Here is a 12,903-nt window from a genome sequence, read left to right as displayed (position 1 = left end):
AGGTCGGCGTCGACTGCCGGGCCTGGTGCGCGGTTCAGGTTGTTGTCCGCGTTGTTGGCAATCGCGCTGCGAGAGTGCTAATTGTGGTTCCGGAATATGGCGTGGCGCTTGTTCTGTCAAGTTGAGGGCTTAATAGCTTGGTGAGGCGGATGTAGGATTCTCCGAAATCGGATCGGGGCACCGGCATCGTCGCCGACCGCATTGCCTGCCGCGGCATTTTGCGCTTGTGTGCCGCAAGGGCGCATGGGGATGTTCTCTCGGGGAGACGGTATGATCATGACAAGCAACGCACGCGCGCCGGTGAACCTGGCGATTGCGTCTCTGATGGCGCTGGGCCTCGGTGCGTGCGGCAGCTTCGGTGGGTTCGGCGGACTGGGCGGCTCGCAGCCGGCCGAGGTCGCAGAGCCTGCGCCGCCGCCGGAAGTGCCGGCGACGATTCGCGCCGATGAGATCGTCGGCCGCTGGGGCCTGGCGTCGTTCCAGAATCCGGCGGACCGTGCGCGCACCGAAAAGGCGGCGTTGTCGCAGTGCAAGAATCCCTACGTGATCGGCGCCGGCGCGAGCGGCGGTGTCGTCATGCATCTCGCCGATCAGGCGACGCCGCAGGAACTGCGGCTGAAGGGATCGCCGAGCGGCAAGAACTACATCGGCCCGGCCGGCCCGATCGGCGATCAGGATCGCGAAATCCTGTCGTTCGACGGTCGCACGCTGGTCACCCGGTTCATCGACAAGGATGCCGCGACCCGGTACGGTAACATGGTCTATGTGCGGTGTTCGCCGCGCGCCTGATATCCGACCGACCGATCGAGCCGAGCTGACGCCATGCCTTCATGACCGCGCTGCGTAATCTCGGGTTCGGACCCGGACGCGCGGTCGTCGTGCTGGCGATCACCCAGATCCTGTGCTGGGGAATCCTGATCTATCCCCCGGTGCTGACGATGCCGCATCTGACCGCGGATCGCGGCTGGTCGCTGGCTTTCGGCATGGCGGGCTTTTCGCTGGCGCTGGTGATCTCCGGGATCATGTCGCCGATCGTCGGCGGCCTGATCGACCGTCACGGCGGCAATGTCGTGATGGCGCCGGGTGCGCTCGCCGGCGCGCTCGGCCTGGCGCTGCTCGCCACCACCGATGCGCGGCCGATGTACTTCGTCAGCTGGGCGCTGATCGGCCTCTCGATGTCGTCAAGCCTGTACGATCCGGCGTTCGCGACGCTGGCCCGGCTGTTCGGCAGTTCGGCGCGGCGGCAGATCACCTTCGTCACCTTCGCCGGCGGCTTTGCATCGACGGTCGGCTGGCCCGCGACTCATCTGTTGCTCGAGCATGTCGGCTGGCGCGGCACCTATCTGGTGTTCGCTGCCGTGATGGCCTTCGTGGTCGCGCCGCTGCACGGCTTCGTATTGCCGCGGAAACCGTCCCCATCGCACGGCGCGGTCGTGTCCGGGCCGCATCCGGTGCCGGAAGAGCCGTTGCGGCCCGAAGGGCGGCCGTTTTTGTTGCTGGCGATGGCGTTCGCGCTGCATGCGCTGATCCTGTCGGGCGTCACGTCGAACCTGCTGTCGATGTTCGAACGCGGCGGGCTGAGCGGCGCCATGGTGGTGACGCTGGGCGCGCTGTTCGGTCCGGCGCAGGTGGTGGCGCGGCTGATCGATTTTCTGCTGGCCGGTCGCACCCATCCGCTGTGGATCGCGCGCGGCGCCATCGCGTTGATGGCGGTGTCGTTCGCGATGCTGGCGTTCTTCGGGGTGTCCGCGCCGGTCGCGGGGCTGTTCTGTATCGCCTTCGGCGCCGCCAACGGGGTGATGACGATCGCGCGCGGCAGCCTGCCGCTGCTGATGTTCGGCCACGCCGGCTATGGCAGGGTGATCGGGCGGATCGCGCGACCGGCGCTGTTCATTCAGGCATCGGCGCCGTTCGTGGTCGCGGCGGCGGTGGAGCGGTTCTCCGACGCCGCGGTGATCGAGGTCGGCATGGTGGCGGCGCTGGCCGGACTGGTCTGCTTCCTGCTGATCCGGCCGCCGCGGGCGGCGTCGCGGCGCTGAGAACCTGTCAGCAGCAAAGCAAAACGCCCCGGTCCTGATCGGAACGGGGCGCTTCGAAATGCCGGCGAGCGGTGCGGGCGATCAGTTGAACATCGCGTCGATGTCGTCCTGCGAGGCGTGGCCTTCGTCGTCGAGCTTCGGCCCGTTGAGCAGCCTGTCGTCGCCTTCGCGGTGGTCGACGATCGGCGGAGCGTGGGCCTTGATCGCGTCGACGCCGCCCCAGATGTCCATCATCGCGATGATGTGATGTTCGATGAACTTCATCGTGGTCATCACCTTGCTGATGCGCTGGCCGGTGAGGTCCTGGAAGTTGCAGGCCTCGAAGATCGCGATGACGCGTTCCTGAATCTCTTCGCTCAGCGCCTTCTGCTGATCCACCGACGTGACCTTGCCGAGCGCGGTCGCGGCCTGGTCGATCGCTTCGGCGGCTTCGAGGATCTGCTGGGTGGCTTCCTCGGTGCCGCCGACGACGGCGCCGAGTTCGCCGTTGACCTTGGCCATCTCCTCGCCGTTGAAGCTCTTGGTGTGCAGCACCGCGATCTCGCGCTTGGTCTGGTCGATCGCGTTGTGGATCAGGTCGAGTTCGACCCTGAGCTTCTCGAACTGTTCGATCTGGGCGCGGTAGGTCGCCAGCAGCGCCTTGGCTTCCGCGGCCTCCGCGGCTGCAGCGACGTTGATCTGCTGCGTGCCGCTGCCGGTGGCGACCGCGCCGCCGCCGCCGACGATCTGGGAGCGTATCTCGCGCAGCTCTGCCATGATGTCGTGGTGAGTCGGCCCCGCCTCGCTGTCGATCGGTGCGAGCGGGGGCGCGCTGCCGAGCGTGAGTTCTTCGATCCGGAAGCGCTTGCGTGGAAGTGACATCGGCTCATCCCGTTTTCAGGCAATTACTTGTTTGTAGTGCCATCTGTTTAACGGTGCGTTGCCAGTCCGGAACTCACCGGGGAATCGCCGGGACGCCGCCGCAACGCCGGGTTAACCATGCGTGCCGCGACTTCACCGAAAATAAACGCTGTCTTCGAGAACAGCGCTGTTTGCCGACGTGGTGAATCCACGCGGGGGCTGTTGTTTACCAAACCGATCCGGTTTTGGTTTCTGATCAGTTGCGTTCACCGGCGCCTTCGGGCGCGCCCACGACGAAACAGTTCAGAGTACGTCGATGTTCAGGAAAACCACCCTCGCATTGCTGACCAGCGTGTCATGTCTCGCCGCCGCGCTGCCGCGCGCGGCGGCCTATGAGACGTCACCCGTCCCCGAGCCAACGGTGATCTACGGGGCCCGCCAGGCGCCGCAGCCCGTGCCGGTCCGCACCGCTTCGGCACAACGCTCCAATATGGGCGGCGGCTTCATCGAATTCCTGTTCAGGGATGGCGGCGAGCCGCCGCAGTCGGGTTACTACGAGCCGCCGCCGTCCTACGAGCCGCGGCGCCAATATCTGCCGCCGATGGATCCGCAGGTCATGCGTCAGCCCGAGGCGATCGATCCGGCGCGCCCGGCGTTCGATCCGCGGTACGAGAAGCAGATCGTCGATTACCAGGGCAACGAGAAGCCGGGGACCATCGTGGTCGATACGCCGAACAAGTTCCTGTACCTGGTGCAGGGCGACGGTCGGGCGCTGCGCTACGGCATCGGCGTCGGCCGGCCGGGCTTCACCTGGTCCGGGGTCAAGACGATTTCCGCCAAGCGCGAATGGCCGTCCTGGACGCCGCCGAAAGAAATGCTGGCGCGCCGTCCCGATCTGCCGCGGCACATGGAAGGCGGCCCGGACAATCCGCTCGGCGCCCGGGCGATGTATCTCGGCTCGTCGCTGTATCGCATCCACGGCTCCAACGAACCGTGGACGATCGGCACCAACGTCTCGTCCGGCTGCATCCGGATGCGCAACGAGGACGTCATCGACCTCTATGGCCGCGTCAATGTCGGCGCGCGGGTGGTGGTGATCTGATCGCCGCCGCTGTCACGATAACGGCCGCCCGTGGGCGGCCGTCTTGCTCGGGGGAGTGGCGAAACTGATCGGTTCAGGCGAAGTCGCTGTCGCCGCCGTCGTCGAAGCCGTCCGAGTCGAGATCCATGTCGTCCTGGTCGTAGCCGGCGTCGGCCATGCGATCGTTGTCCGATCCCGGATCCATCACGCTCTGGCGCGACGCGGCATCATCAACCCCGCCGCGCTGCGAGCCGATGTCGCCCAGGCCCGCCTGCTGCGCGAGATTGCCGCCGGAGGAGTCACTGCCCCACGGACTTGCGCTGGCGCCGCCGAGGCCGGACTGATCGGCCATGCTTTGCTGTCCGCTGCCGCCGCCCATCATCCCGCGGATGCTGGAGAGCAGCAGCGAGCCGCCGACCACGCCGGCTGCGGCCGCCGCGGCGGTGCCAAGGAAGGAGCCGCCGCCGCCACCCATCGGCGAGGCCGCACCACCGCCGAACGGACCACCGAATCCGCCGCCCTGCTGCGGCGCGTATTGGCCGGGTGCCGGCTGCTGTCCCATCTGCTGTTGACCCAGCACCTGTCCGGTATTCCAGGCCGGCCGGCCGCCGCCAGTGCCGGGAGGCGGCACGTTCGGCACCGAACCGCGCTGCTGATTCTGACCGAAGATCGTGTCCCGCATGGTGTCGAGGAAGCCGCCGCCGCGATGAGAGTCGGCTTCGCCGTCGCTTTCCAGTTCCTGAATGCGCTCATGCGCCCGCTTCAGCGCCTCGTCCTGCACCAGCACGGTCTGCACCAGGCTGTAGATCGCGTTCGGCGCAATCCGCTGGCCCTGGGCGATTGCCGCGGCTGCGTCGGGATCGCGCGGGGCGGATTCGAGACGGGCGAGCCTTTCGAACAGATCGTCCACAAGCTGGCGTTCTTGCGGTGTCATGATGATCTCCCTGAGCAGCCGTGACCTCACGCGACGCGCGATCCGCCGAATGCGGCGCAGCGGGCGTGAGCCTCGAAAATGTAGGGAGGGTTTGGGCCGCAATAAGTCCCGGCCGGGATTAATTTTCTGTATGCGACAGAACGACCTGTGCCGGAGTGACCGCGGGCATGCTCGCCCAGGCCGCTTTGTTCGCCAACGTCACATTGTGCTGCGCGAGCAGCGGCAGGAAGCGGTCGCTGGCGAGAAACGCGTGCTCGCGTTCGCGCTGATCGGTGAACGGATCGAGACTGATCAGCACATCATCGACGAAGCCGGGATGACACATCACCAGCCCGCCGTCGGGCAGGCCGTCGAGAAACGACGTCAGCAGTTTTTCGAAATCGGTCTCGCGGGCAAAATCATAGGCGCCGGCGAATCCCGGATTGAAGGCGAGGCCGGCTTGCGCGGCGCGTCTGCGAAACGGGGCGCTCAGCACATCGAGCAGCAGCGGCTTCGGCGCGCCGAGCCGTTGCGCCAGCGGCTGCGCGCGGCCGCATTGCCGGACCCAGGCGTTCGGCGCGAGCGCCTTCACCACGCCGACGAAGGCGTCGCGGACCTGCGGAAACAGCTGCACGTGCTGATGGCCGTCGACATAGTCCGGCATCCGTCCGAAGCGCTCGGCGAAGGCTTCGAGCTGCGCGGTCAATTCCGCGGCGATCAGATGCGGGTCGTGCCGGCGCAGCAGGCTGCCACGCAGCTTGCGGCCGAGCGGCAGGAAGATCCCGCCATGCAGCGGCCGATAGTGCATCGTCAGGGGCGAGAACGGCGCGGTCAGTGTCGCGTGCAGGCCGACGGCGCAGGCTGGATTGGCGGCGGTGGCGTCGAGCAGCGCGCGGACGTCGTCGCGACTGATCGCCGGGGCCACCATCATCACCGACGTGGCGTTGATACGCCGGCGCTCGATCAGGTCGATGATGGCGCGGTTGACGCCGGGGCTGATGCCGTAATCGTCGGCGCACAGCCAGATCCGCCGCGGCGCAACTCCGCTCATTCGGCGGCGGACTGCTTGGCCGGGCCGACGTCGGCGGTCGGATCGGATTGCCGGACGCTGTGCTCGGCGACGAAATAGATCGGCCGCGCCTTCAGCTCGGACAGGATCTTGCCGATATACTCGCCGACGATGCCGATCATCAGCAGTTGCACGCCGCCGATCGTCATCATGCCGACCATCAGCGACGGATAGCCGGGCACCGACTTGCCGCCGACCCAGGTCTCCCACAGGATCGACAGTCCGAACAGGAACGCGCCGAGCGCCAGCGCCGCGCCGAGCAGGCTGGCGATCCGCAGCGGCGCCACCGAGAACGAGGTCAGGCCTTCGATCGACAGGCCGATCAGCCGGCCGGCGCTGAAGGTGGTGAAGCCGTGGGTGCGCGGCGCCGGCTCGTAGTCGACCCGGAACTGCCTGAAGCCGATCCAGCTCGCCAGCCCCTTGAAGAAGCGGTTGCGCTCGGGCAGCAGCTTCAGCGCCGCCGCCGCGCGCGGCGACAGCAGGCGGAAGTCGCCGGCGTCTTCCGGGATCTTCTGCCGCGCGCCCCAATTGATCATCGCGTAGAAGCCGCGCACCGCGGCGCGGCGCAGCCGCGGCTCGTTGTCGCGATGCGCCTTGGCGGTGTAGACGACGTCGTAGCCGTCGTCGATCCAGTGCGACACCAGCTTCTCGACCAGCTCCGGCGCGTGCTGGCCGTCGCCGTCCATGAACAGCACCGCGCCGCGGCGGGCGTGGTCGAGCCCCGCAAGCAGGGCTGCTTCCTTGCCGAAATTGCGCGACAGCGACACCACCTGGACGTCGATGCCATTGGCCGGCAGGTTGCGGGCGATGCTCAGCGTCGCGTCCGCGCTGCCGTCGTCGACATAAACCACTTCGCAGGCCAGCCCGTAGCGCTGCCGCAGCGTGGCCGCGAGCGTCGAGAGCCGGTTGTGCAGCGCCGGCAGTCCGGCGGCCTCGTTGAACACCGGAACCACGATCGACAGTCCCAGCGCAACGGAGCTCGCACCGGCATTCAGGCCTGACAGGTCACTCCCCAGTCTCATCGGTCGGTTCCGGCTTCGCTTGCTGTGTTGTTAGTTTACGCGCTCTGCTGACTGCATCATATGGTGGCGACGCGGCGCTGTCGCCACGCCGGCGGAACCATAACCCGGCATTATTGCCGCAGGAATGCTGCAAGTTTGCTGAACAGCGGATTGTCCTTGTCGAACACGTAGTCGAGCGAGGCGACCGACACCGTGTCGGCGCCGTGCTGGCGCAGGAAACTGCCGAGCCCGTAGAGCTGTGCCGGCGGGCAGTGCAGCGTCAGCATCCCCGACGAGGTCGGGCCGCCGAACGGCGACACCACGCCGAACCGGCTGTGCGCCTCGGCGAGCAGCGCGTCGTTGCAGCCTGCGAAACGGGTGCGGACTTCCTTGTATTTGGTGGCGCGCGCGCGCGAGGCGATCTGGTCGAGGATCACCCGCGCGGTCTCGCGCGCCTCATTCGACCAGTCGGCGTCGCGCGAGGCCACCAGATTGGCCTGGCTGCGCAGCATGATGCCGTCGTCGAGCACCTTGAGGCCGTTGGCGGCCAGCGTCGCGCCGGTGGTGGTGATGTCGACGATCATCTCCGCGGTGCCGACCGCGGGCGCGCCCTCGGTGGCGCCGGCGCTTTCGACGATGCGGTAGTCGACCACATTGTGCGCTGCGAAAAAGCCGCGCGTCAGGTTGATGTATTTGGTCGCGACCCGCATCCTTCGATTGTGCTGGGCGCGAAAGCCGGTGGTGACGTCGTCGAGATCCGCCATGGTACGCACGTCGATCCACGCCTGCGGCACCGCGACCACGACATTGGCGTAGCCGAAGCCGAGCCCGTCGATCATCAGCACGCGGCGGTCGGCGTCGGCAATGCTCTCGCGCAGCAGATCTTCGCCGGTGACGCCGAAATGCACCGCGCCGCGCGCCAGATTGGCGGCGATCTCGCTGGCCGACAGATAGGCGACCTCGACATTGTCGAGGCCGGCGATGCTGCCGCGATAGTCGCGGGCGCCGCCGGACTTCGACAGCGCGAGGCCGGCGCGGGCGAAGAAGGCTTCGGCGTTTTCCTGCAGACGGCCCTTGGACGGGACCGCCAGAATGAACGGCGCGGTCATGACGCGCTCCCAATGTTGGCGGGGCCGGACTGAATCATCGCCTCGATCCAGATCGAGAAGCCGACCGCGGGGATCGGGGCGCTCGCGCCGAGCTGGCTCATCAGCCCGTCATAGCGGCCACCCGCGACCAGCGGATCATCGCCATTGCCGGCGCGGTGCAGCTCGAATTCGAACCCGGTGTAGTAATCGAGGCCGCGGCCGAACGAGGTCGAGAACCGCGTCTTCGTCAGGTCGATGCAGCGCGCGGCCATGAAGCCGATCCGGCTTTCGAACTGATCGATCGCCGCATCGATCGCAAGCTGAGCGTCGGCGGCGAGCGCGCGGAGCTGTTGCAGCGCGTCGTTCGGATCGCCGCTGATGGCGAGGAAGCGCTGGATCTTCTGCAGCGCGTCGCGCGGCAGGGCGCCGCTCTTCAGCGTCGACTGTTCGAGGAAGCGGTCGGCGATCTCGGAGACCGCGCGGCCGCCGAGCGTGGTGGCGCCGGCGATCGACATCAGGTCGGTGACCAGCGCCAGCGCCGCCTTGCGGTCGGAGCCGGCCAGCGCCGCCAGCACGCCCTCGTATTCGTTGGCGCTCGAGGTCGCGAGCGTCAGCCGTTCGATGTCCTGCGCCAGGCTGGCCTGGCGGTTGAAGTCCTTCATCAGCCGCCGCCGCCACACCGGATACAGCCCGAGCGCATCGATCAGCGCCGAGAACAACGCGACGTCGCCGGTGCGGATGTCGATTTCAGTGAGGCCGAATGCGGAAGTTGCTTCCAGCCCGAGCGCCAGCATTTCGGCGTCCGCCGCGGCGCGGTCCTGGCGGCCGAAGGATTCGATGCCGGCCTGCAGGAATTCGCTCGGCTTGCCACTGCGCTGCCGGAACACCGGGCCGAGATAGCAGAACCCGGCCGGCTCGCCGGCGCCGGGCGAAGCGAGATAGTCGCGCGCGACGGGAATCGTCAGGTCGGGGCGCAGGCACAGCTCTTCGCCGCTGGAATCGGTGGTGAGGTAGAGGCTTTTGCGGATGTCCTCGCCGGAGAGGTCGAGGAACGGGTCGGCCGGCTGCAGGATCGCCGGCTCGGCCCGGACATAGCCGGCCTGGCTGAACGATTGCAGCAGCGCCTCCGCCCACTCGGCGGATCCGGTCGCGCGAGCGGCGGCGGTCTTGGTCATGGTCGAAATTCCTGCAATCCCGGGCAGGGGAGGGGCAAAAGGGTTGTCGGCGCAGCCCTTAACACGGCCGGATGACAGATTCGACCGTCATCAAAGAGGTGCGTGAAGGCCGTTCGGGGCCAATGGTTGAATGCCACTCTTCTCTGTCGTCCCCGCGCAGGCGGGGACCCATACGCCGCAGCATCTCGATGGAAGCCCGGTGGCAGAGGCCTTTCTGCACCTGAAAAGCCAGGGGTTATGGGTCCCCGCCTGCGCGGGGACGACTCGTTGCGGGTGTCGCGGCTGAACATTTGATTCATATGCGATAGCCCGACTGGCTACCCCGTCCAGTCACCCGCCACTGCCTGCACCAGCGCCAGTGCCGCGACTGCGGCGGTGTCGGCGCGCATGATGCGGGGGCCGAGCGCCAGCTGGAGGATGTTCGGCTGCCGCAACAAAAGCTCGCGTTCGTCGGCGGCAAAGCCGCCTTCGGGCCCGACCAAGAGGTCGATCCCCTGCGCCGCCGCGGGGCGGGCGGCCTGCAGTGCGGCGACCGGATCGGCGACCTCGGCGTCCTCGTCGCAGAACACCAGCAGGCGACTGCTTTCGGCCCGCGCGGCGAGCCAGCGCTCCAGCGCGACCGGTTCCTCGACACCGGCGAGGCTGAGGATGCCGCATTGCTCGGCCGCCTCGATCACATTGGCCCGCATCCGCTCGGTGTTCAGCCGATGCACCTGGGTGTGCCGCGTCAGCACCGGCTGCAGCCGCCCGGCGCCCATTTCGACGGCCTTCTGCGCCATATAGTCGAGCCGCGCATGCTTCAGCGGCGCGAATGCGTAGGTCAGGTCGGGCAGGTGGTCCTGCGGCCTTGTCTGCTCGGCGACTTCCAGTTCTTCCGGTCGCTTGCGGCCGGCCAGCACGGCGCGCCACTCGCCGTCGCGGCCGTTGAAGGCGAGCACCGGCGCGCCCGCGCCGAGCCGCAGCACATTGCCGAGATAGTTGCTCTGGTCGCGGTTCAGCGGCACCTGCACACCGGCGGCGAGGGCGGCGTCGATGAAAAGACGGGGGCTGCGGAATTCGTATCGGGACATGGCAGTGGGTTCCAGGAGCCGGTTCTAGTCCAAACGTCCAGCAAAATCAGCGGGTAAACGTGGCGAACCGCCGCGCTGCCGCCCTATTCCACGGGTTGTTAAGGGCATTCGGGAATCGTAAAAGGCCGAGGCGGCGAGAACATCGTCGCGCCGCGGGCATTCGGGGACTGTTTTTGGGGATTCTTGGGGACCATCGAACCTTTGCCGGAGGAGCAGCCTTGATCATCCCACGTTTGATAGTGCCGACGGTCGCCGCCGTCTTCACTTTGCACGCCGTGCAGGCGAATGCGCAAAGTGCATTTCCGGCACCGTTGCCGAACCAGGCTTCCACGTCCACGCAGACGACTGCTCCGACGTCGGCTTTTCCGGCGCCGTTGCCGAACCAGGCCGCTTCGGCGCCTGCGCAGTCCTCGCCGTTTCCGCCGGTCAATAGCGGCAGCGCGTTCGGGGCCGGTGCAGCTCCGCTCGCGGGAGGCGGAGGAGGTTTCGCGCCGCCGCCCCAGCAGGCCGCGCCGATGGGACAGCAGGCCGGCGGCGAAGAATGCATGAACGACTTCGTCAAGCTGCGGCAGGACGCCGAGAAGCGCGGCGCCGCGATTCAGGCGGCCGGCAAGCGGAAGGCTCCCGCAGCCGAAGCCTGCAAGCTGATCAGCGCCTTCTCGGTCGCCGAAACCAAGATGATCAACTACGTGACCACCAACGCCAAGAAGTGCGGCATCCCCGGCGAAATCGCCGACCAGCTCAAGAAGGGCCATCAGAACACCACGGGGATGCAGAAGAAGGTCTGCGACATCGCGGCCCAGCAGCAGCAGCGCGGTCCGGCCGGACCGAGCCTCGCCGACGTTCTCGGCTCGTCGGTCGCGGCACCTGAGGCGAATACGTCGGCCAAGAAATACGGCGGCACCACCTTCGACACGCTGAACGGCAACGTGCTGCAGAGATGACCGGCGTTCCGATCAGCGGCGCGACGGCGCCGGTTGCCGACTCGACCGGCAATTGGGTCGACAGCCATGCGCCGCAATGGTCGCGGCCCTATCTGCGTCTCGCCCGGTTCGACCGTCCGATCGGCTCCTGGCTGCTGCTGATGCCGTGCTGGTGGTCGGCGGCGCTGGCGGCCGGCATGGCGAAGGATCTCAGCCAGCTGCCGCTGTTCTGCGCGCTGTTCTTCGTCGGCTCCTTCGTGATGCGCGGCGCCGGCTGCACCTGGAACGACATCACCGACCGCGACCTCGACGGCAAGGTCGAACGCACCCGGTCGCGGCCGATCCCGGCGGGCCAAGTCTCGGCCAAGCAGGCTGCCGCCTTCATGGTGACGCTGTCGTTCATCGGCCTCGCGGTTCTGCTGCAGTTCAACAACTTCACCATCGCGACCGGCATCGCCTCGCTGATCATCGTCGCGGCCTATCCGTTCATGAAGCGGATCACCTACTGGCCGCAGATCGTGCTCGGGCTCGCCTTCTCGTGGGGCGCGCTGATGGGCTTCGCCGGCACCTTCGCACGGCTCGATCTGGTGGCGTTCGTGCTCTACGCCGGTTCGATCGCCTGGGTGGTCGGCTACGACACCATCTACGCGCATCAGGATGCCGAGGACGACCTGATGATCGGCATCAAGTCCACCGCGCTGTTGTTCGGCGACAGGACCCACGCCGCGCTGATGATGCTGTACGGGCTTTCGGTGACGTTGCTGGGCACCGCTTTGGTGCTGGCGGGCTCCGGCTGGCTCGGCTGGATTGGGCTCGCCGCTTTCGCGGTGCATCTGGCCTCGCAGATCGTCCGGCTCGACATCCACGACAGCAGATTGTGCCTGAAGCTGTTCAAGTCGAACCGCGATGCCGGCCTGCTGCTGTTCATCGGCCTGTCGTGCGACGCGGTCGCCCGGGCGACGGCGTAATCGTCGGCGGCTCATTCTCTGCGGATGGTGAAACCGCGCGTGCCGAACTCGCGGCGCGCGGCGTTCCTGAGGCCCTCAGTTTCGGGCGATGATCTCGCGCTCGCCGGCGTAGCTGCGCGGCGCGTCCAGCAGCGCACCGGTGCGCCGTCGCATCAGGAAGCGCGGCCGGCGGTGGCTGATCACGCTGTGGCGGCGGCGGCGTTGCGCGGGTTCGCGCGGCGTGTCGTCGGGCAGTTGCGGCAGCGCGAAGATCTCGCACCACAGCGCGCGGGCGCGCTCGATCTCGTCGTTGTCGTCGCTGATACACAGCGGCACCGACAGCGACGGATCGCGATGCACCAGCATCAGCATCCGGCCGTCGTCGAGACCGCGGCAGGCGATGCCGCGGAAGTCGCTGACGCGGACCTTGATCGCCATCCGCATGCCGGCGACGGCGCGGTGCAGGATCACGCGTTCGCGATGCAATTCGATTTGCCGGATGCCGCCGTCGGCACGAACGTCGTGCGCGTCGAAGCGGATCGGCAGTGAGAGGGGGTCGAGCCGCAGAGCGCGGCTCGACCCGGCGGAATTGCTCCCGCCTGTTGCTGTTTGACGCCTCACGGCTTTGTTCTCCCCGCCGGATTTATCTGTCCGGTCGATGGGTGAAGCTTGCCAGAGCGGCGTCCGGAATCGCTTAAAAAGGCTGGTTAATCGAAACTTGCGCACCTTGCTTCGCCCCGCATGATTGACAGAAGCT

13 protein-coding genes are annotated in these 12,903 nt (G+C 67.3%); 5 read left to right on the top strand and 8 right to left on the bottom strand.

Annotated features, from left to right (window positions below):
- Nucleotides 1-270: 270 nt before the first annotated feature.
- Together ACTZWT_RS00885 and ACTZWT_RS00880 are read left to right on the top strand one after the other, a co-directional pair.
- The gene (locus ACTZWT_RS00885) at nucleotides 271-789 is read left to right on the top strand and encodes a hypothetical protein (protein WP_444767842.1); all 519 of its coding nucleotides are present in this window, start codon (nucleotides 271-273) and stop codon (nucleotides 787-789) included.
- A 41-nt stretch (nucleotides 790-830) separates the two neighbouring features.
- A complete protein-coding gene (locus ACTZWT_RS00880) occupies nucleotides 831-2,039 on the top strand; it encodes an MFS transporter (protein ID WP_444767841.1) in 1,209 nt (402 codons plus the stop codon).
- Between the two features lie 81 nt (nucleotides 2,040-2,120).
- Here the strand turns inward: ACTZWT_RS00880 and ACTZWT_RS00875 are convergent, their stop codons facing one another.
- Nucleotides 2,121-2,900: a protein phosphatase CheZ gene (locus tag ACTZWT_RS00875; protein ID WP_444767840.1), complete on the bottom strand. Its 780-nt coding sequence runs from the start codon at nucleotides 2,898-2,900 to the stop codon at nucleotides 2,121-2,123.
- A gap of 295 nt (nucleotides 2,901-3,195) precedes the next feature.
- Here ACTZWT_RS00875 and ACTZWT_RS00870 point away from each other — a divergent pair, with 295 nt between their 5' ends.
- Nucleotides 3,196-3,981, top strand: coding sequence for a L,D-transpeptidase (locus tag ACTZWT_RS00870; RefSeq protein WP_444767839.1), 786 nt, complete (start codon nucleotides 3,196-3,198; stop codon nucleotides 3,979-3,981).
- A gap of 73 nt (nucleotides 3,982-4,054) precedes the next feature.
- Here the strand turns inward: ACTZWT_RS00870 and ACTZWT_RS00865 are convergent, their stop codons facing one another.
- The 6 genes from ACTZWT_RS00865 to ACTZWT_RS00840 form a co-directional block, all read right to left on the bottom strand.
- On the bottom strand, nucleotides 4,055-4,894 hold the full coding sequence (locus ACTZWT_RS00865; RefSeq protein ID WP_444768439.1) for a DUF2076 domain-containing protein: 840 nt from the start codon (nucleotides 4,892-4,894) through the stop codon (nucleotides 4,055-4,057).
- 118 nt (nucleotides 4,895-5,012) lie between these two features.
- Nucleotides 5,013-5,924 (bottom strand): ChbG/HpnK family deacetylase, encoded by a 912-nt coding sequence (locus ACTZWT_RS00860; RefSeq protein WP_444767838.1) that lies wholly within the window; start codon nucleotides 5,922-5,924, stop codon nucleotides 5,013-5,015.
- A complete protein-coding gene (locus ACTZWT_RS00855) occupies nucleotides 5,921-6,964 on the bottom strand; it encodes a glycosyltransferase family 2 protein (protein WP_444767837.1) in 1,044 nt (347 codons plus the stop codon). The genes ACTZWT_RS00860 and ACTZWT_RS00855 overlap by 4 nt, the downstream gene beginning before the upstream one ends.
- A 110-nt stretch (nucleotides 6,965-7,074) precedes the next feature.
- A complete protein-coding gene (gene hisG, locus ACTZWT_RS00850; protein ID WP_444767836.1) occupies nucleotides 7,075-8,052 on the bottom strand; it encodes an ATP phosphoribosyltransferase in 978 nt (325 codons plus the stop codon).
- A complete protein-coding gene (locus ACTZWT_RS00845; RefSeq protein WP_444767835.1) occupies nucleotides 8,049-9,206 on the bottom strand; it encodes an ATP phosphoribosyltransferase regulatory subunit in 1,158 nt (385 codons plus the stop codon). Before ACTZWT_RS00845 ends, hisG begins: the two co-directional genes overlap by 4 nt.
- Before the next feature lie 317 nt (nucleotides 9,207-9,523).
- A complete protein-coding gene (locus ACTZWT_RS00840) occupies nucleotides 9,524-10,276 on the bottom strand; it encodes a 16S rRNA (uracil(1498)-N(3))-methyltransferase (protein WP_444767834.1) in 753 nt (250 codons plus the stop codon).
- 545 nt (nucleotides 10,277-10,821) lie between these two features.
- On the opposite strand from ACTZWT_RS00840, the gene ACTZWT_RS00835 reads away from it, so the two are divergent.
- On the top strand, nucleotides 10,822-11,220 hold the full coding sequence (locus tag ACTZWT_RS00835; protein ID WP_444767833.1) for a hypothetical protein: 399 nt from the start codon (nucleotides 10,822-10,824) through the stop codon (nucleotides 11,218-11,220).
- Nucleotides 11,217-12,167 carry a 4-hydroxybenzoate octaprenyltransferase gene (ubiA, locus tag ACTZWT_RS00830; protein ID WP_444767832.1) on the top strand — a complete coding sequence of 317 codons (951 nt, stop codon included), beginning with the start codon at nucleotides 11,217-11,219 and terminating at the stop codon, nucleotides 12,165-12,167. The genes ACTZWT_RS00835 and ubiA overlap by 4 nt, the downstream gene beginning before the upstream one ends.
- 75 nt (nucleotides 12,168-12,242) lie before the next feature.
- On the opposite strand, the gene ACTZWT_RS00825 is transcribed toward ubiA, so the two are convergent.
- A complete protein-coding gene (locus tag ACTZWT_RS00825; RefSeq protein WP_444768438.1) occupies nucleotides 12,243-12,767 on the bottom strand; it encodes a DUF6101 family protein in 525 nt (174 codons plus the stop codon).
- Between the last annotated feature and the right edge of the window lie 136 nt (nucleotides 12,768-12,903).

This window comes from Rhodopseudomonas sp. NSM, from assembly GCF_052445935.1.
Taxonomy (GTDB): Bacteria; Pseudomonadota; Alphaproteobacteria; order Rhizobiales; family Xanthobacteraceae; genus Rhodopseudomonas.
The sequence above is the reverse complement of the archived record's forward strand: the minus strand, read 5'-3'. Positions and strand labels throughout refer to the sequence as shown.